This window comes from Dactylosporangium sp. NPDC005555 (genome assembly GCF_040605635.1).
Lineage (GTDB): Bacteria > Actinomycetota > Actinomycetes > Mycobacteriales > Micromonosporaceae > Dactylosporangium.
This window is the reverse complement of sequence record NZ_JBEXDG010000058.1, coordinates 19,706-42,777: the sequence shown is the minus strand read 5'-3', so window position 1 is coordinate 42,777 and position 23,072 is coordinate 19,706. Positions and strand designations below refer to the sequence as shown.

The following is a 23,072-nucleotide window of genomic DNA, read 5'->3' as shown; positions in this document are numbered from 1 at the left end:
CAGCGACGCGCTGACCGCTGAGCGGCACGGACCGAAGCGTGGGTCAGCGACTTCATCGAGCCAGGCTGTGCCGGAAGGCGTTCTTCGGGGTGGTGTGGGTGTGGTACAGCGGGCTACACGGCGTGGCGGCCAGCCAGGTCTCCAGGTCGTCGAGTTCTCGTTCTCTGCTGCGGTCGGCGAGGAACGTGAATTCGGTCATGATCCCGACGACGCTGCGGTTGGCGGTCGGGGCGATCCGGCGGGTGCTCATCTGTTCGACCTCGGCGGCGATCATCGCGTTGTTGGCACCGTACGTGGCCATGGTCGCGGCGATGCGATCGGCGGCGCGGGACAACGCGGTGGCGGCGGGTGCGAGCGGCAGGAGGACCGGTAGCAGGGTCGTCTCGTTGACCAGCAGCAGCACGTCCGGTCGCCACGCGAACCGGGTGGCGTACCACTCGCCGAGGGTGCACCACCTCGGCCGGGATCGGTTCGGCTGCCGGCGTTTCGGGCTTGCTCCGAGCTGGTGTGACGCCGGAGCGTACGCAGTTCCAGAAGACGTCCTCGGTGACGTCGAGCTGGTCGCGCAGTATGTGGCTCCAGATGCCGGGGCCGTGGCTGTCGAAATGCGCGGCAATGGACATGAGGTCCCCCAAACGTTCCCCGACCAGCATGCGACTCGGCAACGACGTACGTCGAGGCGGCCTGCGAGAGCCGGCGGTCTGATGCCGTCGCGTACGCGGCTCCAGGGCACGTCCTCGATGATTACGACGGGTCGAGGCTGCCGTCCGAGCCCGATGCGGTACCGGCGATACGCGCACCTAGGGGCTCCAGGAATGTTGATAAAACGACAGTGAGGCTATGTTAGCGTTGTTTTATCGAAGGTGAGGATGCGATGGCGAAGCGGACGAGGTCGTTCATGCCGACGACCCGGGCGGCCGTTGTGCTGCTCGGTTCCCAGATCGCCGCCGCCCGCAGGGAGCGTGGTTGGACGGCTGCGGACCTGGCAGAGCGGGTGGGGGTGCAGCCGCACACCATCGGGCGTCTCGAGCGGGGCGAGCCGACGGTGGCAGTGGGCCTGGCGTTCGAGGCCGCAGTGGTCGTCGGCGTGCCGCTGTTCTCTGCGGACGAGCGGGAGCTGCCCGCCCTGGCCGCAGCCGCGAGGCAGCGGCTGGCGCTGCTACCGGCTCGGGTGACCAAGCCGGCGGTCGTCGTCGACGACAACTTCTGACCGCGCGAAGGGGAGGAATGGCACCGCTGCGGGATGCGTTTGTGTGGGTGTGGCTGCCCGGCGAGACGGAGCCGGTGGTCGCCGGCCGGGTCGTCGCCGTGGACGGCGACCGTTACGTGTTCGCGTACGGCCAGAGTTATCTGGCGCGTCCCGACGCGGTCTCGCTGTACGCGCCGGAGCTGCCGCTACGGGAGGGGCCTATCGAACCGCTGCGGGATCTGCCGCTGGCGGGCTGCCTCCGCGACGCCAGCCCCGATGCGTGGGGCCGGCGCGTCATCCTCGCTCGCCGGTTCGGCCACGTTGACCGCGACGCGGACACCGGAGCCCTGGACGAGCTGACGTACATGCTCGGCTCGGGCTCCGACCGGGTCGGCGGGCTGGACTTCCAGGCCAGCGCTACCGAGTACGTCGCGCGTGCCGAGACGGCCGAGCTGGCCGAGCTCATCGGCGCGGCCGAGGCGCTCGAGGCCGGCCTGCCGCTGTCACCTGCGCTGGGCGAGGCTCTGACCCGGGGTACGTCCATCGGTGGTGCCCGCCCGAAGGTCACGCTGCTCGACCAGGAACGTCACCTGATCGCCAAGTTGTCCTCGACCGGGGACTACTACCCCGTGGTCAAGGCGGAGGCCGTTGGGATGATCCTCGCCCGGAGGGTGGGCCTGCACGTCGCTGCCTGCGAGGTCATTCGCTGCGCCGGCCGCGATGTGCTGCTGGTAGAGCGCTTCGACCGCACCGATGTACCCGGGCAGCGCCGCATGATGGTCTCGGCGTTGACCATTCTCGGTGAGGACGAGATGGGCGCGCGGCATGCCGGCTACCCGGATCTCGCTGACGCTGTCCGTAAGCAGTTCACCGACGCCGCGCAGCACCTGCGTGAGCTGTTCGCGAGGATGGTCTTCAACGTCTGCATCGGCAACACCGATGATCATCTGCGCAATCACGCCGCGTTCTGGGACGGTGCGCGGTTGTCGCTGACCCCTGCGTACGACCTGTGCCCCCAGCCGCGCAGCGGCGAAACCGCGAACCAGGCCCTGAACATCACGCGCATCCCCGGCGAGCGGGCCAGCCAGCTCCGGCTGTGCCGCAAGGCAGCGCCGGAGTTCCTGCTCTCCAACCGTGACGCCGATCAGATCATCGAGGATCAACTCGAGGTCATCCGTCGCGATTGGGACGCCGCCGCCGATGAGGCACAGCTGACGAAGGCGGAGCGCAGCCAGCTGTGGCAACGACAGATTCTGAACCCGTACATCCACTACGACCAGGCGTGAGGACGTCCGTCCAAGAGTCTCCCGCGCCAGTGCGGGTGGCGGCACGGGCGCGCCGGTTCATTCCGCCCAGTCCCTGCGCCTGGACCAGCGACCGTGGATAGGATGCCCGCCGTGCCCGTGTCTCGTAAGCGGAAGAAGAAGTCTCAGCCCGGCCGCCGGTCCCCGCGCCAGCCGATGGCCCCGTCGCGCGGCGGGCCCGCAGTGGCTGGCGTCTTCGGTGAGCTGTTCGAGTATCGGCAGAAGCTCGCCGAGCATCGCACCGCGCTGGCCGGGGATGCGGCCGGGGCACTGATTGACGCCTTGATCGCGAGTGCCCCAGGGCGGTCCGACGACGATCTCGAAGACGACCTGTGCATTCGCTACGGCGCGGCGATGGCCTCCTTCGAGGACGGCTCCGTGGAGGACATCGTCAATCCGGAGGACCTTGTCGGTGCGTTGCTGTCGGCGATCGACGAGCGGTTCCACAAGCCGGCGGACGCCGGTGCGGACGTGGCTGTTCTCCAGCGGCTGCTGACTGTCGTCGCCGGTGTGTTGCCGTTCCCGCTCAGTGAGTCCGCGAGTGTCCTGATCTCCGCGCATCTGGATGCCCGCACGGCGAAGCGGGCCGTGCGCGGGCGTGTCGTGACCGGTCCCGTGTTGTGGGCGCGCGACGTCTACGGCACCCGTTGGGCGGTGGTCGCGCCGTTCACGTCGGACGCCGGGCCGGACCGGTGGTACCTGTGGGACGTGGACGCCTGCGGCTATGAAGTGCTCACGGTGCACAGTGGCTTCCATCCTTCGGCCGAGTCCGCGGTGGCTGCTTGGCGGGAGTCGGTCGGGCAGGTCGCGGCGGGTGGGGCGGTCCTGACGGCGGTGGACGACTCAGAGACGCTCGACGCGCTGCTGCGGGGCGAGGTCGACGGGATACGGATCGGCGGAGAGGACGAGGAGCAGTACGCCGAGTTCTTGCGCAGCCGGCGGCTCAGCGGGGCGGCGCGGAAGGCGGTGCGTCGGGTGCGTGGGCCGGCTTTCGCACGGCTGACAGTCGCCGACGCCAAGGCGCAGTTCGCCCAGCGACTGCAGCAGATCGACTATCGCGGTGGGATCGTCGGCGAAGGCGACGACGCCGGTCCCATAGGTCCCGACGAACTTGCCGAGGAACTGGCCGAATCCTGGTCCCCGGGGGATCATCCCACGCTCTATCCGTTCTGCTCGCCGCACAAGGTCGCGGTGGCCGTGGTGCACCTGCGGGACTTCTTCCAGGATGACTTCGCCGCCGAACTCGTCGCGCTGCTGCCCGAATGGATCCGCTTCCTGGCGGAGCACACCGCAATGCCGGCGGAGTTGACTGAGCGGTGCCTCGCGTATGCCTCGGGCGAGCTTCAGTTTCCCGGAATCCTCGACGACCGGGGACGGTCGAATCCCATGGCACGGGTGACCGAGTAACGGTGGCTACGGTCTTTCCGCGCGACCGGTTCGCCAGTCTTCTGGGCGAGGGAGCGACTCCGGGGTCATTCAGCGCGCGACGCACCGCCCGTCCCGACGACCTTCGGCTGGAGGTCACCGGCGTCGGCCCGATCACCCTGCCCGTCCCGGTCCGGCAGGCGAAAGCGCTCTGCCTGATCGGCCGGCCGGCCCGGTTCGGCAAGGGCGAGCAGACGCTGATGGATGCCAGGGTCCGGGACACGTGGGAGGTCCCGAAGAGCCGCGTGAAGATCGACAAACGGCAGTGGAATGCCACGCTGCGGCACGCCCTCGAGCGCCTGCGTGCCGACCTCGGCCTGCCGGAGGGATGCGAGCTGACGGCCGAGTTCCACGCGATGCTGGTGTACGCGCCAGGCCAGTTCTTCGCTCCGCACCAGGACTCGGAGAAGGCCGACGCCATGATCGGGACCCTGGTCGTCACGCTGCCCTCGGCAGCCACGGGCGGTGTCCTCGTGGTCGAGCACGCCGGCCAGACCGCGACGTACCGGTCATCGAAGGAATCACTGTCGTTCGTGGCGTTCTACGCCGACTGCCGTCACCACGTCCGGCCGGTCACGTCGGGCTACCGGGTCGTGCTGACGTACAACCTGCTGCTCAAGGGTGACCCGGTCGCTGCGGCTGCCGGCCTGACCGACCCTGGTCTGACGACCGAACTGGCCGTCTGCCTGAACCAGCACTTCGGCCATTCGGAAGAGCCTGCCCGCCTGGTCTACCTGCTCGACCACGAATACACCCAGCGTGGGCTGGGGTGGGCCCGCCTCAAGGGAGACGATGCCAGCCGCGTCGCGTTGGTCCGGGCGGCGGCGCTCGCCGCCGACTGCGAGGTGGCCCTGGCCTTGGCTGAGGTGCACGAGCAGTGGAGCGCCGAGGACGCAGTGCCGAGCGGCCGGTACTGGGACGGCGATGACGATGACGAGACGGAGGAGGACGGGGATTACGAACTGCAGGAGCTCATCGAGTCGACGACCAGCCTCGACTGCTGGCTGGATGAGGGTGACGAGGCCACGCCCATCTCATTGATCGTCTACGACGACGAAGTATGCGCGACGACACCGACGGCGGACCTGTCGCCACACGCCTCGTCGTACGAGGGCTACATGGGCAACTACGGCAACACCCTGGAGCGCTGGTACCGCAGAGCGGCAATCGTGGTTTGGCCCCGCAGGTGGGCCTTCGCGATCCGTGCGCAGGCCTCGCCCGGGTGGGCACTCGATCGGCTCGCCGACCTGGTCCGGGCGGGCGACGTGGCCGAGGCTCGTGACGCCGCCACCATGCTCGCCTCCTTCTGGGGCGTGGTGGCGAAGGCGAACGCCGAGCAGTTGCTGGGCAAGGCGCTCGCGGTCGCCCACGACCTGGACGAGCCCGGCATCTCAGCCATGTTGCTCGCGCCGTTCCAGATCGAGATGCTGGACCGCTCTCATGCCGCAGCGCTCGCCCGGGTCGCCGTGCACTACGGCGATTCCTGGACCCGCGAACTGGTCGGCGTCTGGTTCGGCCGCGATCGACCGGCGTACCTGGCATTGCAGCCGCAACCGCAGCGGGCGGTGTGGCTGGAGTCCCTGCCAGCCGTGTGCGACGCGTTGCGCGAAGCGCCCGAGGCCGGTGTGCCGGTCGGCCGGCTGGTGTCGGCCGCCGCCTGGACCCCGCTGCGGGAATCGGTGGACAGGACGCTGCGATTCCCCGCTCCGAGCCACCGGCACGCGGTGCTGGGTGGACTCGGGTCGGCCGTCGCCGGTCTGCTGCTGAGCACGGTGAGCCTCGCGGCGGCGGACCTACGCGACGAGATGGTCGCCTTCCTGCGCAGCGACAACGATGATCTGCTCGTGTGCGCCATGTCCGCGCTGCGCGCGGCCCACACGGTCAGCCGCGATACCCGCCGCGCCGCAGGACTCGACGTCGTTTCGCGCCACTGCGCCGCGCGGCTTGCGGCTCGGCTGGCCCGGCCGATCCGGTCCGCCGACGACTGGTCGATCGAGTTGCCGGAGGGCTGCCACTGCGAACTGTGCCAGACCCTGGACTCGTTCCTCGCCGACAAGGCGCGGCGCTCCTTCGAATGGCCGCTGGCAGAACAACGGCGCCGGCATGTTCACGCCCGGATCGACCAGCACGAGTTGCCGGTACGCCATCAAACCCGACGTAGCGGTCGACCCTACACCCTGGTATTGGCAAAGACGGAGGCGCTCTTCGCACGCGAGCGAGAGGCCCGCCAGCGCGATCAGACCGACCTCGTCTGGCTCGGCAGAACATTCGACGCACGGTGAACACGCTTCGCCGAGCACGCGTCGAGCCGTCGTATCATCCGAACGTGACAGTTCCGATGCGCATTGCGATCGCGACGTTCGGTGCTGACGAGTTCGCCGTTCTGCATGCGACGTGTGTTGCATCCGGCCACGTTCCCGTCGTGTACGTGTACTGCCGTTCGATGAAGCCGAACGCCGACGTTGACGCCCAGGCAGCCGCATCGATCGGCAGAATTGCGGAGGCGTTGCCCCTCGGGATGGATCTCCTGCTCCCGGGCAGCGCGATGGGGCTGGCGGATGCGCTAGCCGGATACCGTCTGGATCTGCTGGTGGTGTACGGCTTCAACTGGAAGCTTCCCCCCGCCGTGCTCGACACGCCCCGGTTCGGTGTGCTCAACGTGCACACGTCGCTGCTGCCGAAGTACCGGGGTCCGGCGCCGGTGTTGTGGGCGATCCGCAACGGCGATCCGGAGACCGGGCTGACGATCCACCGCATGGACGCACGATTCGACGCCGGTCCGATCCTGGCTCAGCGTGGTGGCATTCCGCTCGACGAGGACATCACGCCGCATGTCTTGTGGTCGCGGCTACGCCCCGTCCTCGTAGACCTGCTCACCAGCGCCCTGGTCCAGGTGGCACAGGAGATTCCCGGGACGGCGCAGGACGACGCCGACGCCTCCACCGCCGGTTTCATAGAGCCGGAGTTCTCGGTGGTGGACTGGTCGCGCCCGGCACGCGAGGTGCACAACCAGGTGCGGATGTTCGCGTTCATGGGCCGTGACCACGCGCCCGTCGCCCGGGTCGGCGACGGCTATCTGCGGGTGTTCCGTACACGGTTGGAACCGGCGGAGGGGCTGCGGGTCGAGTGTGCGGACGCCCCGATCTGGATCGTGGACTCGGTGCCGGCTACGCCTCGTTGAGGCGCTGGCGGAGTGCGGCGGCCCGGGGATCGTCGAAGTCCGCGAGCAGATCGAGGGCTTGTTCCCGATACAGCCGAGCTTCCTGCGAGGAACCCATCTGATCCACGGAGTCGGCGAGGTGTTGCAGCGTTCGGGCGAGACTCCACCGGTCGTCCAGATCGCGATGGGTGCTGCTGGCAATGCGGTAGAAGTCCATCGCGTCTTCGACCCGACCCATGTCCTGATACGCCTGGCCGGCGCCGTCGAGGGCGAATGCTTCCCGGCTGCGGTCGCCGAGCCGCCGCTGGATGGAGGCGGCCCGCTGGAAGGACACCAGCGCATTGGCCGATTGCCCGACCGCACGCTGCACCTGGCCCAGCTCGACCAACCAGTGCGCCTCCCACACCTGGTTCTCGTCCTCTTCGGCGATGGCCAGCGCCTGATCGTTGCAGCTGCGTGCTTCGGTGATCTCGCCGAACTCCCGGTGCGCCCAGCTCAGGTGGAACAGCGCGTTGCCCTCACCGGCCCGATCTCCGACCTCGCGAAAGACCGTGAGCGTGTCGCGCAGTACTTCGATCGCTGCCTGCGGCTCCTGCACCTCGCAAAGCGCCGCCGCAAGGTTGCTGCGCATGAGTGCTTCCCAGCGGCGTTCTCCGAGTTGCCCGAAGATGATGCCGGCCCGCTCGAAGTGTGATGTGGCGTCGTCGAGTTGGCGACGACGCAGGCCGATCAGTCCCAACGTGTTGAGGGAAACGGCTTCGCCGGACCGATTACCGAGACTTTGCCGGATAGCGAGCGCCGCGCGGTGGTCGGTCTCGGCTTCGTCGAGACGGCGCGACTGGAAATACGCCCTGCCCAGGCTCTCCAGCGCTTCGGCCTGACCGTCACGGTCGCCATCCTGCTCGGCAGCGTCGACCCCGATCCTGCCGGTGACGAGCCAGTCCTCGAAGGCGTTCTGATGCATGTAGATGCCGCGAAGGACAACGGCGAGCCGCCAAGCGATCCCATGCAGCTTCGCCTCGGCAGCGGCGCGCGTCGCCCCGACAAGATTGACCCTCTCGACCTGGTACCACCGCAACGCTGCCTCATAGCCGTCGAACACGAGCGGCACCACGTCGTCCGGGATTGGGTGGGTCAGCTCGTACCGGTCGAACTGGGCGATCCGGATCTGGGCGTTGTCGGCGGTGTGCAGATACCACCCGAGGATCCGTCGCGTCACCGCGGCGCGGCTGTCGGAGGGTTCGAGATGGCGGACCTGGTCGACGGCGTAAGCGCGCAGCAGGTCGTGGAACTCGTACCGGCCCGGTGCCGGCTGTTCGAGCAGGTGCGCACCGACCAGGACGTCGAGCTGCTGGCGGGTGTGCGGGATCGTCGTTCCGGCGAGTGCCGAGGCGGCGGGCAGGCCGAACTCGTTGCCAGGATGCAGGCCGAGGAGCCGGAAGAGCCGCGCTGCCGGCTCCGGCAATGCTCGGTACGACCAGGCGAACACCGTCCGGACCGCATCCGCGTCCTCGTCGCCCTCGGCAGTGAGGGCGTCCCAGAGAGCCGACTCGTCTCGCAGGTCGGCGATCAGTTCGTCGAGACGCATCATCGGCCGGCTTGCGGCACGCTCGGCGGCGATACGCAGCGCGAGCGGCAGGCGGGCGCAGAGCCTGGCCAACTCGACCAGTTCGTGGCGTTGGTCATGCAGTCGGTACCGGGCGGTCACAATTCCCAGTAAAGCAATGGCGTCGTCCTCCAGCAGGATGTCCAGGCCGAGCCGGAACGCGCCGTCCCGTGCCACCAGACCGGACAACCGGCTCCGGCTGGTCACCACCACCAAGGCGCCTGCGGTCCCGGGAAGCAACGGTCGGACCTGGCCGGCGGTCGCGGCGTTGTCCAGCAGCACCAGCACCTTCCGGCCGGCCAGCAGCGACCGGTACAGCGAAGCGCGATCATCCAGCTGGACCGGGATCGCTGTTGGGGGAACGCCCAGGTCACGGAGGAACCGGTCGAGGACCTGTTCCGGGGCTACGGGTTGACCGGGGTCGTAGCCGCGAAGGTTCACGTACAACTGGCCATCGGGGAAGTGGGCGCGGACGCTGTGCGCCCAGTGCAACGCCAGTGACGTCTTGCCGACCCCGGCGGTGCCGGTGATGACGGTGACGACGGCGGCCAGAGGTTCTTCGAGGTCTTCGGCCACCACACCGGTGAGCGTCGCCAGTTCGGCCTGCCGGTTGACGAACCCGCGCACATCACCCGGAAGCTGCGACGGTGTGACCGCGAAGGTGTGTTCGGACCGGTGGAAGTGCACCCCGCCGTGGACGTCGCGGGTCTGCACCACGTCGCCTGAACCGGACGCTTCCAGCCGGTTGACGTGGTGGGACGGGTCGGGCTCGTTGACCGGCATCGCCGTGTCCCTCGTCAGCCGCTGCGACGGTTACGGCTGATGGGGCGGCGGAAGCGTCGCGACGTGACTGGCGAAGAACGGCTCCAGTGGCTGGCCGATCTCGTACAGATCCTGGATGAACCGTTGGCAGCGCAGGATGAGGTCGCGGTCGACGAACCGGCGTGCGGACTCCAGCACCCCGTCGTCGTCGTAGATCGCCTGGTACATCACGGTGGAGCCGAGGGTGTACAGCTCGGGCAGCGGGGTATCGTGCTCGAACTCGGCAACCTGGTCCGGTCCCACGATCCGCACGCTCCCGCCGCACTGGTCCCGGACCCGCAGCGCGTGCAGCTCCCATCGCAGATACGGGATGATCGGCTCTTCGACGACCCGGACCCGACGCGCAACGAAGCCGTGTTCCTCGACTCGCCGGTGATATTCGGCCATATCGGCGCGACCGGTTTCGAGGAGGCGGAGCGACTCTTTCCAGTCGCCTTTCGCGAATGCTTCCCAGCTGTCGTATCCGGGTTCTTTGAAGAACTGTTGCCGCTCAAGTTTCCAGAAGCCCAGGTCGCCGATCACCCAGAAGTTCTTCTCGAAATCGGCGTAATAGGCGTCCAGGTCCATTGGTTCGCCGATTGCGCCGTCGAGCAGGTCACGCATCGGGGATGTCCGCCTTCGCCGCGAGGATCGTCTTCCGTGGAATGATCACCAGCCGCTCGCCGGGGTCGACGCTCACGCCTTCGGGGAGCCTGCCCTGATAACTCGTGGTCAGGTCCGCCCCGATGACTGCGACGTCGCCGTTGTCGAGCTCCCAGATGTCCGGGCAGCTTGAATTGCCGGACGTTTGCCCGAGCTCATGCGACGACTTGCCAATGCGCCGGAGAAATGACGCTGAGGGATCTGGTTCCCATTTTGTGTTCACGACACCCCTTCAACGACGCGAGGTTGCCGTGTGTGACGGTAACATGACGAATAGGCGACATGCAAATACTATAGCCATGGGTCGACATCTATGCTTTCTGGCGGGTCCGGCGCGGACTGGCGTGCATGCACGCACCTGACGGGAGTTGTGGCAATGGATCACGAGATATTGACTGCAATCGCCGTCGCCTTGGCGACGAGGGCGGCCGAGGGACTCGCCGGTGGAGGCGGGGCGGCGTTCGAGGCGTTGGCACAGTTGGTGCGGCGGGCGTTCCGCGGCCGAGCCTCTGCACAGGCCGCGCTCACCCAAGCCGAAGCCGATCCGGCAGATGAGGCCCGGATCGGGACGCTGCAGCAGGCGCTGGCCGAAGCCGTCGCGGAAGACCCCGCGTTCGAAACGGACCTGCAAGCGGTGTGGCGCGATCTTTCGCCACATCTGACCGCCGACTACGGCGGCGTGGCCAACAACGTCTCCGGCACCGTCGAAGGCAACGTGGTGCAGGCCCGCGACGTCCACGGCGGCATCTCCTTCGGCGCCCCTGGCCGCACCGAGTCCTGAGCGGTCCAGAACTCCGGTCGGCCGATCTCAGTGCGGGGTGCGGCTCCGGTTCGCAGGTATGCGCACGGCACGGGAACGGCGTACCGCTCACGCTGGGTACGCCGCGTTCCCACGACGCCATCGCGAGACTGGGGCGGTGGCGTGGGAGATCTCGGGAAAGACGTCATCGTCGGACTTGGCGGGTGAAGTGAGAGCTGGCGCCGGAAGGCGTTCTTGGGGTTGGTGTGGGTGCGGTACAGCGGGCTGCACGGCGTGGCGGCGAGCCATGCCTCCAGGTCGTCGAGACCCCGCGCTCTGCTGCGCTCGGCGAGGAACGTGAACTCGGTCATGATCCCGACGACGGTGCGGTTGGCGGGCGGGGCGATCCGGCGGGTGCGCATCTGTTCGAGCCAGGTCATTTTGGGGTGGCGATGGTGAAGAGGTCGCGTTCCGGGCCGGTGAGCTGCATGCCCGCGGGCCAGATGGCTCGGAGGTTGCGACGCAGGTCGGCGCCATTGACCGGGACGGCGGTGAGGGTGCCGGCGGCCAGGTCGGCGGTGACCGCGAGGGAGCTCAGGACCGCGGGCGTGTCGCCGAACGCCACAGCGTGCTTGATGGCGGTGGTCGAGGACAGTTCCAGCAGCGGGGGAGTCGACGAGCCGAGCGCCTGTTCGAGGGCGCGGCGGGTGCCTGAGCCCGCTTCCCGGGTCACGAGCGGCGTGGCGGCGAGTTCGGCGGCGGTGATGCCGCGGCGGCGGCGGGTCCAGGGGTGGCCGGGGGCGACGACGACGGTGAGGCTGTCGGTGGCGACGGTTGCGGCGTGCAGGCCCGGGGGCAGGTCAGGGCCTTCGACGAACCCGAGCGGGGTGTCGCCGGCCAGGACGCGGGCGGCCACGTCCGCGGAGTTGGCGGCCTGCAGGACGACGCTCAGGTCCGGATGGGCCGCGCGCAGGGCGACGAGCCAGGCCGGCAGCAGATACTCGGCGATCGTCTGACTGGCCGCGACCGCGAGGCGGCGCGTGTGGGTGTCGCGGAGCGCGGCCACGCCGAGGGCCAGGGCGGCGGCGGCGTCCACGGCTGTGCGGGCCCAGTCCGCCACGAGTGCGCCGGTCGGGGTGAGGGTCGAGCCGCGGGTGGTGCGGTGCAGGAGGGTGAGGCCGAGGCGCCGTTCCAGCTGGCGGAGCCGGGCGCTGGCGGCCGGCTGGGAGACGCGGTGTTCGAGCGCGGCGCGGCCCACGCTGCCCAGGCGGGCCACCGACAACAGCAGGTCGTAGCTGGTGAGGTCGGCGACCTGCGGCGGTAATGGCATAACCCCAGCTTATGGCTGCATCAGGTGGAGGCTGCTACCGGTACACCAGCGGATGATCAACGCTGATGGCGTGAGACCGAACCGGTTTGCCGCCGTGATGGGCACGGGCATCGTCGCCAATGCCGCCGTGACGTTGCCGATGCAGGTGGACGGGCAGCGGCTGGCCGCCGGGGTCGTCTGGGTCGTGGCGGCGGCGCTGATGGTGGTGGTGTCGGCGATGGGTGGGTCGGAGACCCGCAACGGGGCGCTGCCGATGGCGATCATGACGGTTGGTGCGGGTGCGCTGCTCGCGGGGCACGTCTGGGTCGGTCAGGCGGTCGCCGTGGCCTTGGACGCTGTGCTGTGGTGTGTGGGCACGGGGATCGGCGTCATCACGGCCGGAGTGACGCTGTTCAAAAACGATGGCACTGCGGAGGGCCCGGCGCGGCTGCTGCCCGTCGTCCCGCCGCTGGTCTCAGCGTCCACCGGCGCGCTCCTGCTGCCGCACGTGCCCGGCGCGCTCCGTCCTGCCCTGCTCGGCGCGTGCCTGGTCCTGCTCGCGGCGGGCCTGCCGGTCGCGGCGTGGACCATCGCGGCGGTGTGCCGCGGGCCGCTGACCGCGCCGGCGGTGTGGATCGTCCTCGGCCCGCTCGGACAGTCGGCGACCGCCGCGCTGCTGCTGGGCCGCGCCACCGGGCATGCGACCTGGGGGTTGCTCCTGGCGGTGCCGGTCCTGTGCGGCGCCCTCGCGTGGTGCGTCGCCGCGACGGTCGTCACCGCCGCCACGGTACGAAGCGGCGCCCGCTTCTCCATCGGCTGGTGGAGCCTCACGTTCCCGGTCGGGACGGTGGTCACGGGCGTCTCGGGGGCCGCCGCGCAGACGGGCTCGGCGGTGGTGGGGTGGCTGGCGGCCGGCCTGTATCTCGTGCTGGTCGCGGCCTGGCTCACGGTCTCGCTGCTGTCGTCGGCCGCCGCGGTGCCCGCACTCCTGGCCCGATCGCCGGCGAGGTTGCCGCGGTCCGCCGCCGCCAGGAGCCGCACGAAGTCCGGGATGTCCCCCGCACGAGGGACGTGCCTGCGTTCGAACGCATGACGACGCCCGCACCGCCCTGCCGGAGGCGTGGCGCAGCGGCCTAAAAAGCCTGAAAGAAGTCGGGGCGGGAGGTCAACAGGGGCGGTGGTGCGGGGGCTCTGTCTGGTGACATGGTCCTACAGAGGGGGACGAAGCGTGGTGACCCTGCAACCGTCCGAGGTGCACGTCGTGGGGTTCGAGGCGTTCGTCGCCGCTCGAGGTGCGGCGCTCGTGCGGTTCGCGATCCTGCTCACCGGCGATGACCATCGGGCCGAAGACCTCGTGCAGGAGGCCCTCGCCAAGGCGTATCTGCGGTGGGCGGGGATCAGGCGGGTCGATGACCCCGAGGTGTACGTGCGCCGGCTGGTCCTCAACGGGTCGCGGTCCTGGTGGCGGCGCAGGGCGAACCGGGAGGTGCCGGTCGAGCGTGCGCCCGACAGGACGGCGCCGGGGGACCTGAGCGGGGAGACAGCGGAGCGCGACGAGCTGTGGCGGCTGGTCGTGGGGCTTCCGTTGAAGCAACGGGCCGTCGTCGTCCTGCGGTACTACGAGGATCTTGACGACGCGGCGATCGCGCAGGTGCTCGAGTGTTCGCAGGCGACGGTTCGTACGCATGCGATGCGGGCGCTGGCCAAGCTGCGGGGGCATCTCAACGACGCGGAGGGGCAGGCATGAGCGGCATCGAGACGAGGCTGGCGCAGAGCCTTGCGGCGCGGGCCGGCAGGGGGCAGGTCGAGGTCGGCGAGCTTGCCGGGCGGGCGATGACCACGGCCGGCCGGATCAGGACGCGCCGCAGGGTTGCCGGGGGCGCCGCGCTGGTGGTGCTGGTGATGGCGGCGGCTCTCGGCGTACGAGCGGTGCTGCCGGAGCGCAAGGACACGACGCTGCCCGTGGCGCTCGGGGTGCCGTCCGCGCTGAGCAGGCCGGAGGGGATCGGGGAAGACCCGGGGCTGCTGCACTTCGACCTCGACATGGGGAAGCTGCCGGGGGACGCGCGAGCGTCGATCGTCGTGTGGAGCTCGGAGGAGGAGCGCGAGTCGGTGGCCGTGTACGCCGCCGACGACAGGTTGATCGCGGCGGTGCACCTGGCGCCGAGCGCGCTGGACCTGCGGCGGGGGCTGCCGACGTTCGACGGGGCCGCGGTGGACACCACGGTCGGCGGGCGGCCGGGGAAGGTGGGCACGGTCGAGGTCGGGAACCTGATGCCGTACGCGGATCTGCGCTGGGAGCCGCGGGACGGGATCTTCGCGGCGGTGTGGGCGCGGGACCGGGCGACGGCGGAGCGGGTGTTCGACGCGGTGCGGCTGGACAGGGTGCAGCGGTGCGTGACGCCGATGCGGCTCTCGGCGCTGCCGGCTGGGGCGAGCTGGACCGAGTGCCAGACGGCGCTGCGGGTCGGGCAGGTGCCGGGCCGGTACGTGTGGGCGTGGTCGACGCTGATGATCTGGCAGGGCGGCGTCGAGTGGGTGCAGCTGTGGGCGGGCGAGCGGGGCAACGCGCAGTTCAAGCAGGACCGGGTCGTCGCCGGGCGGCCCGCGCAGTGGCTCACCGACGGCATGCGGGGGCTGTGGATTCCCGGGTTCGGGCCGGTCAGCGTGCACATCCTGGAGGGGAACCCGTATCACGCGGACCTGCTCAGCGAGGAGGAGGCCGTCTGGTACGCCGAGCGTCTCCAGATCTCCGAGGACCTCACGAACCCGGACGCCTGGCCGACGTCGGCGACACGGTAGGGGCGTCAGAGCACGAGGACGGCGAGGGCGAGCAGGGCGCACGCCAGGGCGCCGACCCGCACGCTGCCGAACCTGACGGTGACCGCGGTCAGCAGCAGTTGCACGACGAAGGCGAAGCCGAACAGCGGCCCGAAGAGGAGGGCGGACAAGCCGGCCGACGTGACGACCGCGAGCGGGCCGTCGACCGGGAGCCGGGGCAGCAGGTAGCCGTGGAAGTACACCTGCTGCACCGCGGCCGCCGCGAGCAGCCAGCCGACGGAACGGTCCACCTCGAAGAGCAGGGCCACCCCGAACGTGATCGCGAGCAGGCTCGGCAGCAGCACGAGGTACACGCGCAGCGGCAGACGGCGGCGGAACGACAGCAGTCCGGGCGACCCGGCGTCGCGCAGCAGCAGCCCGACCTGGAGGGGAAGGGCCACCGCGAACGCCAGTGGCGCGCTGAACAGGAAGGCCACCGAGACCGGCAGCAGGTGCAGGGCGAGCGTCGCGGGCCAGCCGAGCCGCTGGACCGGGCGTCGCATCGCGCTCATCGTCACGGTCATGGATCGACGGTATGAGCGGCGGGGCGAACGTCCCAGCCCGCTGTCTCCCGTGTCCGGGGTATGGCTGGCCCTACCCCCTCGGAAGAAAGTTCCGGGATGCGTGTCGGATCGGGGGCGGCCCGTTCGAGGGACCGGTGAAGGCACCTTCTGATAGGAGATGGACATGCGTTATCTCGTGCTGCTGAAGGGCACCACCCCCGGCACCCCGCCCCCGCCCGAACTGATGGCCGCGATCATGAAGCTCGGCGAGGACGCCACCGCCGCCGGGGCGCTGCTCGACACGGCGGGGCTCGCGCCCAGCGTCGACAGCGCCAAGGTCACGGTCGTGGGCGGGGCGCTCGACGTGGTCGACGGGCCGTTCACCGAGACCAAGGAGATGATCAGTTACGCGGTGTACCAGGTGCGCACCAAGGCCGAGGCGACGGAGTGGACCACCCGGTTCATGAAGGTGCACCGCGACCTGTGGCCCGGCTGGGAGGGCGAGGCCGAGGTCCACCGCGTGTTCGGACCGGAGGACTTCAACCAAGGAGGCTGAGGTCCACCGCGGGAAAATCAGCGTCCGGCGGCGCCTCCACGGTGAGGCGCTGTCCGGCGTGGTCGAACGACAGCCGCCACGCGTGCAGGCACGTCCTGCCCGTGGCGGCCTTGTCGAACAGCGGGTCGCCGACGATCGGGTGGCCGATCCACGCGAGATGCACCCGGATCTGGTGGCGCCGGCCGGTCAGCGGGTTGGCGACCACCAGGGCGCGCTCCTCGTCCTGCCACGGCACGCGCAGCTCGGTCACCGACGGGTACGTCGGGACCTGGTCGAACACCGCCGACGCCGGCACCGTCCAGGTCCCGCCGTCCAGAGCGATGGCCTCCCGGGCGGCGGCGATCCGCACCCGGTTCTTGCGTCCGACGCTCAGCGGCAGGTCGATCCGCTCGCCCGAAAGCCCACCGGGGCTCACCACCGCCAGGTACGCCTTCGACACGGTCCGCTTGTTGAACTGCCGCGTCAGGCCGCCGTGCGTGGCGAGGTCCTTCGCGAACAGGATCACGCCCGAGGTGACCTTGTCGATGCGGTGCGCCGGGTACAGCGTCTCGCCGGCCTCGGCGGCCATCCTGACCAGGTCGGACTCGTGCCGCTCACCCATGACGGACACCCCGACCGGCTTGTCCAGCACCAGCACCGCGTCGTCCTCGAAGAGCACGCGCTTCCGGTAGTCCGCCCACATCGCCCTAACATACGGTGGTGGAGGAGTACCGCCGCGAGCTGGAGGTCCACTGCTACCGGATGCTCGGCTCACTGCACGAGGCCGAGGACCTGGTCCAGGAGACGTATCTGAAGGCGTGGCGCGCCCGGGACACCTTCGACGGCCGGTCGTCGGTGCGGACGTGGCTGTATCGGATCGCCACCAACACCTGCCTCGACGCGCTGCGGGCCCGTCCGAGGCGGGCGCTGCCGATCGACCTGGCGCCGGGTGAGGCCGAGCACTGGCTGGAGCCGATCCCCGACGCCGTCCTGGAAGCGGCCCGGCCGGAGGGGGCGCTGCTGGCGAAGGAGCGCGTGGAGCTCGCGTTCCTCGCCGCGCTGCAGCACCTGCCGCCCAGGCAGCGGGCCGTGCTCATCCTCCGCGACGTGCTCGACTGGTCCGCGGCGGAGACCGCGTCGCTGCTGGACATGACCGTCCCGGCCGTCAACAGCGCCCTGCAACGCGCGAAGACCCGCGTCCCGGCGCCCGAGCTCGAGGCCGCCACCCCCGCCGACCACGAGGTCGCCCGCCGCTACGCCGAGGCCTTCCAGCGCGCCGACATCCCCGCCATGATCAGCCTGCTGGCCGAGGACGTCAGGACCTCCATGCCGCCCCTGCGGATCTGGTATCGGGGAAGAACCGCCGTCGAGCAGGCCCTCCGGGAGAGTCGCGCGTCGCTCGGCGAGGTCCGGTTCCGCGGCACGTCGGCCAACCACCGCCCGGCGATCGTCGCCCACATCCGCCCGCCGGGCGAGTCCACCTGGCAGCCGTGGGGCGTGTCGGTCTTCTCCGTGACCGGCGGCCACATCACCGAGATGATCGCCTTCCACGACCCAGCCGTCGTCGACCTCTTCGACCGCGAGCCTGCCTGACCCGAGCGGCCGACCAGCCGCACCGACGGCAGGAGTTGTAGCCGCCTGAGGTGCGTGGTGGGGGCGCGGGGCGGAAGCCGGTAGGGGCAGCACTACGGGAGACCGGCGGGCTGGCCCTGGTGTCGGAAACGCTCGGCGTGGGCACGGTTGAAGGGTGCAGTGGGCCTATGTCGTGATCTTCGTGCTGCTGGTGGCGGACTGTCTCCTGCCGGTGCTGCCGGCGGAGACCAGTGTCATCGCCGGTGGTGCGCTCGCGGCCGGGGGCCAGCTCAGGCTGCCGGTGGTGCTGGCCGCGACGGTGGCGGCCGTCGCGGCCGGGGACCTGCTGACGCATGAGGCCGCGCGGCGCGGCGGGCGCAGGCTGTTCGGCAGGTGGACGGGGCGGGGACGGCCGAAGAAGGTCCTGGCCAAGGTGAGCGGGGCGCTGCACCGGCGGGGCGGCGCGATCGTGGCGACGGGCCGGTTCGTGCCGATGGGCCGCACCGCGGTCGCCGTGGCCACCGGCTACGCGAGGTTCCCGCGGCGCCGGTTCGTGCCCGCGCTGCTCGCCGGTGCGGTCCTGTGGAGCTGCTACATGGTGTCGCTCGGGTACCTCGGCGGGCGCGTGTTCGAGCAGCCGTACACGGCCGCCGGCGTCGGCAGTGTGGTGTCCCTCGCAGTGACGGCGGTGTTTGCCGGATGGCAACTGAGGGAACCCCGGAGAGTGCAAGACGGACCGAGTGAAAGGATCAGCGATGAGCTTCACGGACAAGGTCGAGCACAAGGCTGAAGAGCTCAAGGGTGCCGCCAAGGAGAAGTTCGGCGACGTCACGGACAACGAGCGACTGCAGGCCGAAGGCGCCGCCGAGCGTGCAGCCGCCAAGGCGAAGCAGGCAGGCGACCACGTCAAGGACGCCGGCACTGACGTCAAGGACGCGTTCACCGGCTGAACCGGCACCTGACATTCATCGGGCCCGCCCCAGCACCACGGGGGCGGGCCCGAAGTCTGCTCAGGTCGAGACCGACAGCCCGGTGCAGGTCAGCATCACCAGGCCCACGATGAGATCGTTCGCCGTCGGGGCGCTGAACCCGTACTGCAGCACCAGCGGGGCGATCAGCAGCCAGCCGGCGAGCCCGGTGGTCACCCAGGCCAGGGCCGGGGTCGGGCGCAGCAGCCGGACCATGGTGACGATCGCGACGGCGATCCCGACCACGGCGTCGCTCCAGAAGACGTCGTACCGGGCGGCGCCGATGTACCCGATCGGCACCGCGGCCACCACCAGCCAGACGGCGGCCAGGAACACCACGGCGAGGAACGGGGCCGGCGAGGACTCCCGGCGCTCGGTGCGCTCCTCGAAGGCGGCGGCGGCCCGGGAGTGGGCGGGGGTCGTGAAGTCCTGGTCGGAGATGAAGCTGGTCATCGTCCGAACCTCGCGCGGCCGGGGATGACCTGCAATCACCTGGCCGGAGTGCTCTCGTTCCAGGACCGGTCCAGCGCGGTCACGCAGTACCTGGCGGCTGCGTCCGGCACGGTGAAGGATCCGTCGCCGCCGCGGCGCACGGCCAGCAGCACGGCCTTGTCACCCCGCACCTGGTACACGGCGGAGTTCGTGCCTTTGCCCTTCCAGCTCAGCGCGGTGCCGGACAGCGAGACGTGCGGCGGTGCCGGGATGTCCGACGGCAGCTGGGTCATGATCGGCGGCAGCGCCGGCGTCGGGTAGAAGTTGCCGGCGTAGCGGGAGACCGATCCGAGGGCGTCGCTGCGCATGCTCTTCGCGCTGAAGTGCACACTGCCACTGACCTGCGGATACTTCCGGTTCAGGGCGAGCTGCCGGTCGAGCTCACCAGGATCGGACCACGCGCCGGACTGCCCGACGCGGTAGTCCGCCTGCCCGATCCACAGCTGCACGTCGGTGTCCTTCACGACGTCCACCCACCATGGCAGCAGTTTCGCGTAGTCGGCGACGTCGAAGCCGATGTTCCAGTACAGCTGCGGCACGATGTAGTCGAGCCACTCCCGCTGCACCCACAGCTTCGTGTCGGCGTAGATCTCGTCGTAGGACTGCAGGCCGCGGGTCGGGGACCCCGAAGGGTCGGTCCGGTCGTTGCGCCAGATGCCGAAGGGGCTGATGCCGAACTTCACCCACGGCTTCAGCTTGCGGATCTTGTCGTGCATCTCCTGGACGAGCTTGTTGACGTTGTCTCGGCGCCAGTCGGCCCGGCTCATGCCGTTGCCGTACATCGCGTAGGCGGGGCCGTCCGGGTACTCCTGCTTGTTGACCGGGTACTGGTAGAAGAAGTCGTCGAAGTGCACGCCGTCGACGTCGTAGTTCTTGACGGCCTCCAGCATCGAGTCCTCGACGAACTCGCGGGCGGCCGGGATGCCGGGGTTGAAGTGCAGGCGGCTGCCGCCGGTGCCGACCGCGGGGTAGACGACCGCCCACTCGGGGTGCTGCCGCAGCGGATGGTCGGGCGCGAGCGCGTTGATGTCGGGTCCGGCGCCGCTCGGGGCGGGCTGGCTGCCCCGGTACGGGTTGAACCAGGCGTGGAACTCCAGCCCGCGGGCGTGCGTTTCGTCGATCATCCAGCGCATCAGGTCGAAGCCGGGCGCCTTCCCCCGCACTCCCGTGATCCACTCGGACCAGGGGGCGTACTTCGACGGCCACAGCGCGTCACCGCTCGGCCGCACGTGGACGAAGACCGCGTTGAGGTTGCGCTTCCCGGCGAGGTCGAGCCAGCCCAGATACTCCGACTTGATCTGCTCGTCGGGCAGGCCGGGGCGGCTGGGCCAGTCGATGTTCTCGACCGTGGTGATCCAGATGCCGCGCAGCTCCCGCGGCGCGCTCAGCGGCACCCCGTCGCAGCGCAGGTCGGCGCGGGGGCGGGACCGGTCGGCGCGCTCCTCGCTGCGGCTGGACGGGGTGGCGGTGCTGGACGACGGGGTCATCCACACCGCGCGGACGAAGCCGATCCCGCCGACCACCGCGAGGACGATGCCGATCACGATCGGCAGCACCGGGGGGCGGCGCGGGGGGCTGTGAAGCACGTCGACCAGTCTGCCCGGGCCGGTTGCCCCTTTTGCAAGTGATTCAGGAACTTCTGGACGAAGAGGGGAGAGATTGATCCTCAAGTTCCGCCATGAGCCGGGCGGTCGCCTGCTCGACGGCGGCGTCGACCAGCCGCCGCTCCGCCACGACGGTGTCCAGGCCGTCGCCGGCCACCTCCCCGGCCGCCTCGGCGACGCGGAGCTCCTGCTCGTGGCGCCGGGTCGCGGTCAGCTCCCGGCGCCGCGCGTCGCGGGCCTCGGTCCGCTCGTAGGCGTTGCCGTGCGACACCACCTTCAGCCACACCGCCGCGCAGTCGAGGAGGACCAGCAGCGCGGCGACGCCGAGGTAGAAGAAGCCGAAACCCCAGAAGTCGCTCTTGACCAGGTGCCACATGGCGGTCGTGCGGGCGCCGAACCCGGCGCCGGCCTCGACCGAGCGCCGGTTGTCGGCCCGCTGCCCGGCGATCTGCCCGTTGAGCGCGGCCACCTGCGCCGCCCGGTCCAGCCGTGCGCTCTCCTGGGTCTTCTGCAGCGCGGCCGCCTGGTCGTCGAGCCGCCCCGCCTCGGCGGTCAGCGACCGGGACTGTTGCACGAGGGTGTCGCAGAAGCCGCCGGCCGGGCAGCCGGCCCGCCGGGTGACGCCGTCGGCGCGGGAGTCCGCCAGGGCCTTGTCGTAGACCGCGGCGGCCTCGGTGCGCTTGGCGGCGGCGAGCCCGTGCAGCTCGGCGACCGCCGCGTCGTCGTCGGCGTCCTGCCGGCGCAGCGCGTCGGCCTGCTCGGTGAAGGCGGCGATCGCGCCGGTCCGCTCCAGCTGGATCAGCTGGCGGTTGTGCACGGTGCCGAGGTACGCGTCGATCTCGCCCTTGTACCTGGACAGCATGAGCGGCTCGGTGATGACGACCGCGAAGAGCAGGGCGATCAGCAGCCGGCCCGCGTACAGCCCGAGCGTCCTGCGCCGCAGCAGCAGCCCCGGGTCGGCGGACTCGAGCTGGTCGTAGCTGACCGCGACCCGCCCGACGACGGCCCGGTCGTAGGCGATGACGGCGGCTGCGACCGGCGGTCCGACCAGCCACTGCCACCACGGGTGTGCGTAGTTGGTGCTGGCGTCGACGAACGTGGCGGCACCGACGACGGCGTAGATGCCGTACAGCAGGATGAAGACCCCGATCGAGCGGTAGAGCGCCCGGTCGGTGTGCGTCCGCACGCTCGCGGGGTTCACGTTCGCAACCCTGAGCAGGAAGGTGCGGGTCATGATCACGACGGTACGCGGGTACAAGTCGCGTTCGCGGCGTTTCGCGAAGCCCTCCTCGAGCCTGGCCGGGTCGTGAACGCCAGGTAACAGACCGGCAATGGAGCATTCGGATATGCGAAATCGTCACGGTGTTCGGCGGGTGGACCTCCGCCAGCCGCAAGGCAATGCTTCCCGTGTTCGAGCGCAACAAGGGATCGAGCGCCTGCACAAGGAGACCGGCGTCGCCGTGCTCCTTGTCGAGCAGTACCTCGACCTCGCCCTCCGGCTCGCCGACAGCTTCGTCATCATGGACGCCGGCGAGGTCGTGCGGGCCGGCGACAGGACCGACCTGCAGGACCCCGCCCTGCGGCAGCTACTGACCGTCCAGCTCCTTGACCAGGATCCTGCACAGCTCCGGCTCGCGGACCTCACTGCCGTCCTTGAACACCACGTAGTAGGTGTCGACCAGGCCGTACGGCCATTCCGCGAACCCCAGCCGCAGATACAGGCGCTCGGCGTCGGCGTTGTCCAGGCCGATGCCGAGCGCCAACTGCAGGTGCCCCCGCGCTCGGACCACCCGCTCGGCGGCGTGGACCAGCGCGGTCCCGATGCGGTTGTTGCGCAACCGCTCCACCACCCGCAGCCGGTTGAGCAACGGCACGCCTGGCAGGTGCTTGCGCAGCTCGGCCTCTTCGGCGTCCTCGAACCAGACATAGACACAGCCCACGGCCTCGCCGTGCAGCCATGCCACCAGGAGGACGCCGTTGTCCTCGGATTGTCGTGCCATTCGCTCGGCGAAGAATGACGCGTCACCGAACGCGGCGACCACGAGATCGAGCTCGCGCCCGATCGCGGGTCTGACCTCCAGAGCATGATCTGACAACACTCAGCAATAGTGCCTTCTCGTGCGACCCCGGTCGATGCAGTGGTCGATGAGCACCGGGGTGGGGGCGGGGCGGCGATCCACCACCCCGACCCCGGCACCCGCACTGCCGGGCCGTCCCCTCCAGCGGTCCGACCTGTGCAGGTCACGGAATGGACTTTCCTGAAGTCAGACTAAACTTCAGTACGAGCTGAAGCAACGTATCGATCTCAGCCGTTTGACCTGCGGTTTGCTATGGTGAATGCCGTCAGAAGAATTCATTCACCTGCTGAAGTCCGAATCGTCG

24 protein-coding genes are annotated in these 23,072 nt (G+C 69.9%); 13 read left to right on the top strand and 11 right to left on the bottom strand.

Annotation, left to right across the window (positions count from 1 at the left end; genetic code table 11):
- Window positions 1–52: 52 nt before the first annotated feature.
- Window positions 53–403 (bottom strand): hypothetical protein, encoded by a 351-nt coding sequence (locus ABZS58_RS40845; RefSeq protein WP_354789134.1) that lies wholly within the window; start codon window positions 401–403, stop codon window positions 53–55.
- 471 nt (window positions 404–874) lie between these two features.
- Between ABZS58_RS40845 and ABZS58_RS40840 the strand changes: the two genes are divergently transcribed.
- The 5 genes from ABZS58_RS40840 to ABZS58_RS40820 all read left to right on the top strand — a co-directional run bounded on the left by ABZS58_RS40840 (window position 875) and on the right by ABZS58_RS40820 (window position 7,099).
- Entirely contained in the window at window positions 875–1,210 is a 336-nt protein-coding gene (locus ABZS58_RS40840) for a helix-turn-helix transcriptional regulator (RefSeq protein ID WP_354789132.1), read from the top strand.
- A gap of 17 nt (window positions 1,211–1,227) precedes the next feature.
- Window positions 1,228–2,475 (top strand): type II toxin-antitoxin system HipA family toxin, encoded by a 1,248-nt coding sequence (locus tag ABZS58_RS40835; protein WP_354789130.1) that lies wholly within the window; start codon window positions 1,228–1,230, stop codon window positions 2,473–2,475.
- A 102-nt stretch (window positions 2,476–2,577) separates the two neighbouring features.
- On the top strand, window positions 2,578–3,900 hold the full coding sequence (locus tag ABZS58_RS40830) for a hypothetical protein (protein ID WP_354789128.1): 1,323 nt from the start codon (window positions 2,578–2,580) through the stop codon (window positions 3,898–3,900).
- A gap of 2 nt (window positions 3,901–3,902) precedes the next feature.
- Window positions 3,903–6,200 (top strand): 2OG-Fe(II) oxygenase, encoded by a 2,298-nt coding sequence (locus ABZS58_RS40825; protein WP_354789126.1) that lies wholly within the window; start codon window positions 3,903–3,905, stop codon window positions 6,198–6,200.
- A gap of 44 nt (window positions 6,201–6,244) precedes the next feature.
- Window positions 6,245–7,099: a formyltransferase family protein gene (locus ABZS58_RS40820; protein ID WP_354789125.1), complete on the top strand. Its 855-nt coding sequence runs from the start codon at window positions 6,245–6,247 to the stop codon at window positions 7,097–7,099.
- On the opposite strand, the gene ABZS58_RS40815 is transcribed toward ABZS58_RS40820, so the two are convergent.
- The 3 genes from ABZS58_RS40815 to ABZS58_RS40805 are packed head-to-tail and all read right to left on the bottom strand — an operon-like array spanning window position 7,086 to window position 10,371.
- Window positions 7,086–9,467 carry a tetratricopeptide repeat protein gene (locus ABZS58_RS40815; protein WP_354789123.1) on the bottom strand — a complete coding sequence of 794 codons (2,382 nt, stop codon included), beginning with the start codon at window positions 9,465–9,467 and terminating at the stop codon, window positions 7,086–7,088. The two genes, ABZS58_RS40820 and ABZS58_RS40815, sit on opposite strands and share 14 nt — an antisense overlap.
- Before the next feature lie 30 nt (window positions 9,468–9,497).
- Window positions 9,498–10,109 (bottom strand): DUF6879 family protein, encoded by a 612-nt coding sequence (locus tag ABZS58_RS40810; protein ID WP_354789121.1) that lies wholly within the window; start codon window positions 10,107–10,109, stop codon window positions 9,498–9,500.
- Window positions 10,102–10,371 carry a hypothetical protein gene (locus ABZS58_RS40805; protein WP_354789119.1) on the bottom strand — a complete coding sequence of 90 codons (270 nt, stop codon included), beginning with the start codon at window positions 10,369–10,371 and terminating at the stop codon, window positions 10,102–10,104. The genes ABZS58_RS40810 and ABZS58_RS40805 overlap by 8 nt, the downstream gene beginning before the upstream one ends.
- A 153-nt stretch (window positions 10,372–10,524) precedes the next feature.
- Between ABZS58_RS40805 and ABZS58_RS40800 the strand changes: the two genes are divergently transcribed.
- Window positions 10,525–10,929 carry a hypothetical protein gene (locus ABZS58_RS40800; protein WP_354789118.1) on the top strand — a complete coding sequence of 135 codons (405 nt, stop codon included), beginning with the start codon at window positions 10,525–10,527 and terminating at the stop codon, window positions 10,927–10,929.
- Between the two features lie 394 nt (window positions 10,930–11,323).
- Here the strand turns inward: ABZS58_RS40800 and ABZS58_RS40795 are convergent, their stop codons facing one another.
- A complete protein-coding gene (locus ABZS58_RS40795; RefSeq protein ID WP_354789117.1) occupies window positions 11,324–12,217 on the bottom strand; it encodes a LysR family transcriptional regulator in 894 nt (297 codons plus the stop codon).
- A 70-nt stretch (window positions 12,218–12,287) separates the two neighbouring features.
- Here ABZS58_RS40795 and ABZS58_RS40790 point away from each other — a divergent pair, with 70 nt between their 5' ends.
- From ABZS58_RS40790 to ABZS58_RS40780, 3 genes are all read left to right on the top strand, one after another.
- Window positions 12,288–13,289, top strand: a complete 1,002-nt coding sequence (locus ABZS58_RS40790; protein ID WP_354789116.1) for a C4-dicarboxylate ABC transporter — start codon at window positions 12,288–12,290, stop codon at window positions 13,287–13,289.
- Between the two features lie 168 nt (window positions 13,290–13,457).
- Window positions 13,458–13,943 carry a SigE family RNA polymerase sigma factor gene (locus tag ABZS58_RS40785; protein WP_354789187.1) on the top strand — a complete coding sequence of 162 codons (486 nt, stop codon included), beginning with the start codon at window positions 13,458–13,460 and terminating at the stop codon, window positions 13,941–13,943.
- A complete protein-coding gene (locus ABZS58_RS40780; protein WP_354789115.1) occupies window positions 13,940–14,998 on the top strand; it encodes a hypothetical protein in 1,059 nt (352 codons plus the stop codon). Before ABZS58_RS40785 ends, ABZS58_RS40780 begins: the two co-directional genes overlap by 4 nt.
- 5 nt (window positions 14,999–15,003) lie before the next feature.
- On the opposite strand, the gene ABZS58_RS40775 is transcribed toward ABZS58_RS40780, so the two are convergent.
- The gene (locus ABZS58_RS40775; protein ID WP_354789114.1) at window positions 15,004–15,540 is read right to left on the bottom strand and encodes a hypothetical protein; all 537 of its coding nucleotides are present in this window, start codon (window positions 15,538–15,540) and stop codon (window positions 15,004–15,006) included.
- A 163-nt stretch (window positions 15,541–15,703) separates the two neighbouring features.
- Here ABZS58_RS40775 and ABZS58_RS40770 point away from each other — a divergent pair, with 163 nt between their 5' ends.
- Complete coding sequence (locus tag ABZS58_RS40770) at window positions 15,704–16,075, top strand: YciI family protein (protein ID WP_354789113.1); 372 nt, start codon at window positions 15,704–15,706, stop codon at window positions 16,073–16,075.
- On the opposite strand, the gene ABZS58_RS40765 is transcribed toward ABZS58_RS40770, so the two are convergent.
- Entirely contained in the window at window positions 16,059–16,757 is a 699-nt protein-coding gene (locus ABZS58_RS40765; protein WP_354789112.1) for an RluA family pseudouridine synthase, read from the bottom strand. The genes ABZS58_RS40770 and ABZS58_RS40765 overlap by 17 nt on opposite strands.
- Before the next feature lie 17 nt (window positions 16,758–16,774).
- On the opposite strand from ABZS58_RS40765, the gene ABZS58_RS40760 reads away from it, so the two are divergent.
- The 3 genes from ABZS58_RS40760 (at window position 16,775) to ABZS58_RS40750 (ending at window position 18,576) form a co-directional block, all read left to right on the top strand.
- The gene (locus tag ABZS58_RS40760) at window positions 16,775–17,647 is read left to right on the top strand and encodes an RNA polymerase subunit sigma-70 (protein ID WP_354789111.1); all 873 of its coding nucleotides are present in this window, start codon (window positions 16,775–16,777) and stop codon (window positions 17,645–17,647) included.
- 154 nt (window positions 17,648–17,801) lie between these two features.
- On the top strand, window positions 17,802–18,416 hold the full coding sequence (locus tag ABZS58_RS40755) for a VTT domain-containing protein (protein ID WP_354789109.1): 615 nt from the start codon (window positions 17,802–17,804) through the stop codon (window positions 18,414–18,416).
- A complete protein-coding gene (locus ABZS58_RS40750) occupies window positions 18,382–18,576 on the top strand; it encodes a CsbD family protein (protein ID WP_354789107.1) in 195 nt (64 codons plus the stop codon). Before ABZS58_RS40755 ends, ABZS58_RS40750 begins: the two co-directional genes overlap by 35 nt.
- 60 nt (window positions 18,577–18,636) lie before the next feature.
- On the opposite strand, the gene ABZS58_RS40745 is transcribed toward ABZS58_RS40750, so the two are convergent.
- The 4 genes from ABZS58_RS40745 to ABZS58_RS40730 all read right to left on the bottom strand — a co-directional run bounded on the left by ABZS58_RS40745 (window position 18,637) and on the right by ABZS58_RS40730 (window position 22,789).
- Window positions 18,637–19,047 (bottom strand): hypothetical protein, encoded by a 411-nt coding sequence (locus ABZS58_RS40745; protein WP_354789105.1) that lies wholly within the window; start codon window positions 19,045–19,047, stop codon window positions 18,637–18,639.
- Between the two features lie 35 nt (window positions 19,048–19,082).
- Window positions 19,083–20,672, bottom strand: a complete 1,590-nt coding sequence (locus tag ABZS58_RS40740; protein WP_354789103.1) for a family 10 glycosylhydrolase — start codon at window positions 20,670–20,672, stop codon at window positions 19,083–19,085.
- Between the two features lie 43 nt (window positions 20,673–20,715).
- Window positions 20,716–21,924, bottom strand: coding sequence for a DUF4407 domain-containing protein (locus ABZS58_RS40735; protein WP_354789101.1), 1,209 nt, complete (start codon window positions 21,922–21,924; stop codon window positions 20,716–20,718).
- Window positions 21,925–22,276: 352 nt separating this feature from the next.
- Window positions 22,277–22,789 (bottom strand): GNAT family N-acetyltransferase, encoded by a 513-nt coding sequence (locus ABZS58_RS40730; protein WP_354789100.1) that lies wholly within the window; start codon window positions 22,787–22,789, stop codon window positions 22,277–22,279.
- Window positions 22,790–23,072: the final 283 nt, after the last annotated feature.